The sequence below is a fragment of the Pseudomonas sp. Sample_9 genome (assembly GCF_004307535.1).
In the GTDB taxonomy this organism is placed as follows: Bacteria; Pseudomonadota; Gammaproteobacteria; order Pseudomonadales; family Pseudomonadaceae; genus Aquipseudomonas; species Aquipseudomonas mercuritolerans.
Map to the genome: position 1 here is coordinate 1 of NZ_RAZO01000130.1, position 4,698 is coordinate 4,698.

The 4,698-nt window shown below is 62.0% G+C and carries 6 protein-coding genes; 3 read left to right on the top strand and 3 right to left on the bottom strand.

All coding sequences use genetic code 11. The annotated features are described in order from the left end of the window. From D6877_RS06875 to D6877_RS06885, 3 genes are all read right to left on the bottom strand, one after another. Window positions 1-482: LON peptidase substrate-binding domain-containing protein (locus D6877_RS06875; protein ID WP_130910299.1), on the bottom strand; the 482-nt coding region annotated here is incomplete at its 3' end. 10 nt (window positions 483-492) lie between these two features. After that, window positions 493-1,209 (bottom strand): LrgB family protein, encoded by a 717-nt coding sequence (locus tag D6877_RS06880; RefSeq protein ID WP_016773013.1) that lies wholly within the window; start codon window positions 1,207-1,209, stop codon window positions 493-495. After that, a complete protein-coding gene (locus tag D6877_RS06885) occupies window positions 1,209-1,571 on the bottom strand; it encodes a CidA/LrgA family protein (RefSeq protein ID WP_016773012.1) in 363 nt (120 codons plus the stop codon). Before D6877_RS06885 ends, D6877_RS06880 begins: the two co-directional genes overlap by 1 nt. A 194-nt stretch (window positions 1,572-1,765) precedes the next feature. On the opposite strand from D6877_RS06885, the gene D6877_RS06890 reads away from it, so the two are divergent. The 3 genes from D6877_RS06890 to D6877_RS06900 all read left to right on the top strand — a co-directional run. Then, window positions 1,766-2,221 carry a MaoC family dehydratase gene (locus D6877_RS06890; RefSeq protein ID WP_016773011.1) on the top strand — a complete coding sequence of 152 codons (456 nt, stop codon included), beginning with the start codon at window positions 1,766-1,768 and terminating at the stop codon, window positions 2,219-2,221. A gap of 102 nt (window positions 2,222-2,323) precedes the next feature. Beyond that, the gene (locus tag D6877_RS06895) at window positions 2,324-4,051 is read left to right on the top strand and encodes a C13 family peptidase (protein ID WP_130910300.1); all 1,728 of its coding nucleotides are present in this window, start codon (window positions 2,324-2,326) and stop codon (window positions 4,049-4,051) included. A gap of 27 nt (window positions 4,052-4,078) precedes the next feature. After that, window positions 4,079-4,698: oxidoreductase (locus D6877_RS06900; RefSeq protein WP_130910301.1), on the top strand; the 620-nt coding region annotated here is incomplete at its 3' end.

Genomic DNA, 4,698 nt, shown 5'->3' on the forward strand with positions numbered 1-4,698 from the left:
GGCAACAGATAGGCAAGCTGATTGGCCAGCGCCTGTTGCCCGGCGGCTTCGGTGCCCATATCCAACGCTTCGACCATCGGGTGTTCGGCCAGCGCCTTGAGCAGCGCGACCAGGTCGGCGTCCTCGTCCTGCAACGGTTGCTCGGGCTCATCGTCCAGCCACTCGACGTCGGCCAGAATCAGTTGGTCGCGCTGTACTTCGGTGCGCAACACGGTGAAACGCCGCCCGCCCTGGACACGAATGCCGAGCAGGCCGTTGTCCTGTTGCTCGAAATCGGTGATCCGCGCCTCGCAGCCGACCAGCGCAAAACCTTCCGGCGCGACGCCGACTTCGCTGCCCTCAAGGATGCACACCACACCGAAACCGACGCCCTGCTTCATGCAGCGGCCGATCATGTCGAGGTAGCGCGCCTCGAAGATCTGCAGATCGAGGTTGCAGCCGGGGAACAGCACCGTGTTCAGCGGAAAAAGCGGCAGACTCATAGACATATCCTTACACCACCATCGACACCGCCAACGGCAGGAACACCGCCGTGGCCACGCCCATCAGACTCATTGCCAGCGCGGCGAACGCGCCGCACTCGTCGTTTTCCTGCATCGCCACCGCCGTGCCGACCGCATGCGCGGTCATGCCCAGCGCCATGCCGCGCGCTTCGGGGCTGTGCACGCCGAGGCGGGTCAGCAGCGCCGGGCCGAAGATCGCGCCAATCACCCCGGTGATCAGCACGAACACCGCGGCCAGCGCCGCCACGCCGCCGATCTGCTCGGCGACCAGCATGGCGATCGGCGAGGTCACCGATTTCGGCGCCATGGTCATCAGGATCATGTGATCGGCACCGAACCACCAGCCCAGCGCCACGCCCATGCCCGTTGCCACTACCCCGCCTATCACCAGCGTAGTAAAAATCGGCCAGAACAATTGGCGGATGCGCCGCAGATTCAAATAGAGCGGCACCGCCAGCGCCACCGTGGCCGGACCGAGCAGGATGCTGAGGATCTCGGTGCTCTTGCGGTACTCGGCGTAAGTCAGGCCGCAGCCGACCAGCACACCGATCACCAACAACATGGAGACCAGCACCGGTTGCAGAAAGATCCAGCGGGTTTTCTCGAACGCCGCCAACACCAGTTGATAGGCGCCGAGGGTGATGCCGATGCCGAACAGCGGATGATGAATCACCGACGCCCACGCGCCTTGCCAGTCAAACAGCATCAGGACTCCTCCGCCGGCGGCGCGTGACGTTTGACCAGCCGCTGCATGAGCACGCCGGCAAAGGCCATCGACAGGATCAGCGAGACCACGAGCGCGCCGACAATCGCCCAGAAATCCGCAGCAATCGCCGTGGCATACACCATCACGCCCACCGCCGGCGGCACCAGCAGCAACGGCAGATAACGCAGCAGACTGCCCGCTGCCTGATTCAACGGCTCGCCGACTTCACCGCGAATGATCAGGAACACCAGCAACAGCAGCAGCCCGATGATCGGCCCCGGCAATATCGGCAACAGCAAATGATTGAGCGCGGTGCCAAGCAATTGGAACAGCACCAGCAGGGTCAGGCCACGTAACAACATCCGACATCTCCGTCTTACATTTTCAGCCAGCAGGGGCTCGGCATTATAAGCATGCCGGCGCTATGGCCCGGCATTCGCCAAAAGCATGGTCGGTTGACCTGAGCAAATCGCCATGATGATCTACAGTGGTTCGCAGGCCGGTCAAATCCGCCCCCTGAAAAACTATAAAACAGATGAACCCAAGGAGAGTCTCAATGCCCTATGTTCCCGTTGCAGAGCTCAAGGATTATGTCGGCAAGGAACTTGGACGTTCCGAATGGCTCACCATCGATCAGGAGCGCATCAACCTGTTCGCCGAAGCCACCGGTGATTTTCAGTTCATTCACGTCGATCCGGTCAAGGCCGCGCAAACGCCGTTTGGCAGCACGATCGCCCATGGTTTCCTGTCGCTGTCGCTGATGCCGAAACTGATGGAAGACATCCTCGTGCTGCCCGAAGGCGTGAAGATGGTCGTCAACTATGGCCTGGACAGCGTGCGTTTCATCCAGCCGGTCAAGGTCAACTCGAAAGTCCGACTGAAGGTCGACATGGTCGAAGTCACCGAGAAAAAACCCGGCCAGTGGTTGCTCAAGGCTACCGCGACACTGGAGATAGAAGGCTCGGACAAACCGGCCTACATCGCCGAGCCGCTGTCACTCTGCTTCGTCTGATCATCCCGGATGCGAAGCAGCGCACGCTGTTTCGCGTCACGTCTGTATATATGCGACGCATAGCTGCGGCATACTCGGTCGCCTAATTGCCCGGATCCCGCTATGCGCTCAATCGCTCGACTTGCACCCCTTGCCCTGACCCTGATACTCACCGCTTGCGGCGACGGCGAATCGCTGTTGCCGCCGGATGCGCGCCTGCCCGATGGCGGTCGCTATCGCGGTGAACTGGTCGACGGCTTGCTGCAAGGTCAGGGCCGCGTCGACTATCCCAACGGCAGTTGGTACGCCGGAGAGTTCGATAAGGGTCAGTGGCACGGGCAGGGCGAATGGCATGGCAGCAACGGTGAGGTCTATCGCGGCCAGTTTCAGCAAGGTCTGTTCGATGGTCAGGGCAGCCTGAGCACCAACGCCAGCAGTTACACCGGTGGCTTCAAGCAGGGCCGGCGCGATGGCGAAGGTACGCTGAAAGAAAACGGCATGACCTATCGCGGCGAGTTCAAGGCTGACCAGTATTCCGGCCTCGGCCGTCTGGAAATGGATGACGGCAGCTCCTATCAAGGCCAGTTCGCCCACGGCAAACCCAACGGCGAAGGCCAGCGCGGCGATGCCAGCGGCAATTCGTTCACAGGTCATTTCGTCAACGGTCAACTGGAAGGCAACGGCACCTACAACAGCGCCGACGGCGATATCTACGTCGGCGGCTTCAAGAACAATCAACTGCACGGCAAGGGCCGCTACGAGAACGCCGACGGCGACGTCTGGCTCGGCCAGTTCAAGGAAGGCGCGCTGACCGGCAAGGGCGAATTGATCGGCGCGGATGGCAGCCATTACATCGGTGTGTTCAATGACTGGCGCTTCACCGGCCAGGGCCGTTTGAACCTGGCCGATGGCAGCTTCTACATCGGCGGCTTCGACAACGACAGCTATTCCGGCCGCGGCACGCTGGTGCTGACCGATGGCAGCGTGCTCAGTGGCACCTGGATCAACGGCCAACGCGTGCGCGACGCCGACGGCAAATTGCTCCCCGACACCCTCGAGCTCGGTTTGCTCGCCCAGGGTCGGTTGCTGGACGACGCACTGGCGGCGATCCCCGCTTCGACTCCGGCAGTCGAGTTGTACACCCTGACCCTCGGCGGCGACGGCAAGCAAAGCGTGTTCCTGCGTGAATCCGATTACGTCGCCAACATGCTCAGTACGCGCTTTGGCGCCTTCGGCCAGATCCGCCTGGTCAATCATCGCGATCATCTCGGCGACCGGCCTATGGCCACTCGCGAAAACATGCGCCGCGCCGCGCAAGCCCTTGCCGAACGCAGCGGCCCGGAAGATCTGCTGTTCATTTATCTGACCAGCCACGGCACCGCCGAGCACGAACTGGTGCTCGATCAGCCGCGCATGGAACTGGCCGACCTGCCCGCCGATGAGCTCGCCGCCGTGCTCGCGCCGCTGAAGCATCGCGACAAGGTCATCGTGATTTCCTCGTGCTATTCCGGCGGTTTCATCCCGGCGCTGAAAGACGAACGCACGCTGATCATGACCGCCTCGCGCGCCGATCGGGTGTCGTTCGGTTGCTCGGAAGAAGCCAACTTCACCTATTTCGGCGACGCGCTGTTCGCCCAGGCACTGAACCAGACTGATGATCTGGAACAGGCATTCAAACTGGCCAAGGCCACCGTCGCCGAACGTGAGCTGGCCGACGGCTTCGAAGCCTCGGAGCCGCAGATCTGGGCGCCGAAAACCGTGCTGTCGCACTGGCAGCTGCTGCGAAAACAGCAGGCGCGCAAAGCTTTGCACAGCAGCGCATTGAACGACGCGGCGAAAAAAGGCAACTAAGCTGAACAGTATCAAGGGAGAGACACTATGTACTTGACGCCTCAGCACGTATTGCTTGCCGGAGCCACCGGACTGACCGGTGAACATCTGCTCGACCGTTTGCTCAACGAGCCAACCATTACCCGTGTCCTCGCCCCTTCGCGCCGGCCGCTGGCCGAGCATCCCCATCTGGAAAACCCGGTCGGCGACCCGCAGGCGTTTCTGCCGCAACTCAGCGGCCGGGTCGATATCGCCTACTGCTGCCTCGGTACCACGATCAAGCAGGCCGGCTCCGAAGAAGCCTTTCGCGCAGTGGATCTGGACATGGTCGTGGCGTTCGCCAAGCGCGCGCGGGAGATGGGCGCGCGGCACCTGATCGTGATCAGTGCGATTGGCGCCGATCCGAATTCCTCGGTGTTCTACAACCGGGTCAAAGGTGAAATGGAACAGGCCCTGCGCGCGCAGAACTGGCCGCAACTGACCATTTGCCGACCTTCGCTGTTGCTCGGCGAACGCACCGAACCGCGTCTGGTCGAGCAACTGGCCGGGCCGTTGTCGAAGCTGATTCCGGGGAAATACCACGGTATCGAAGCGTGCCAGTTGGCACGAGCGATGTGGCGCCTGGCGCTGGAAGAACAGGATGGGGTGCGGGTGATCGAGTCGGATGA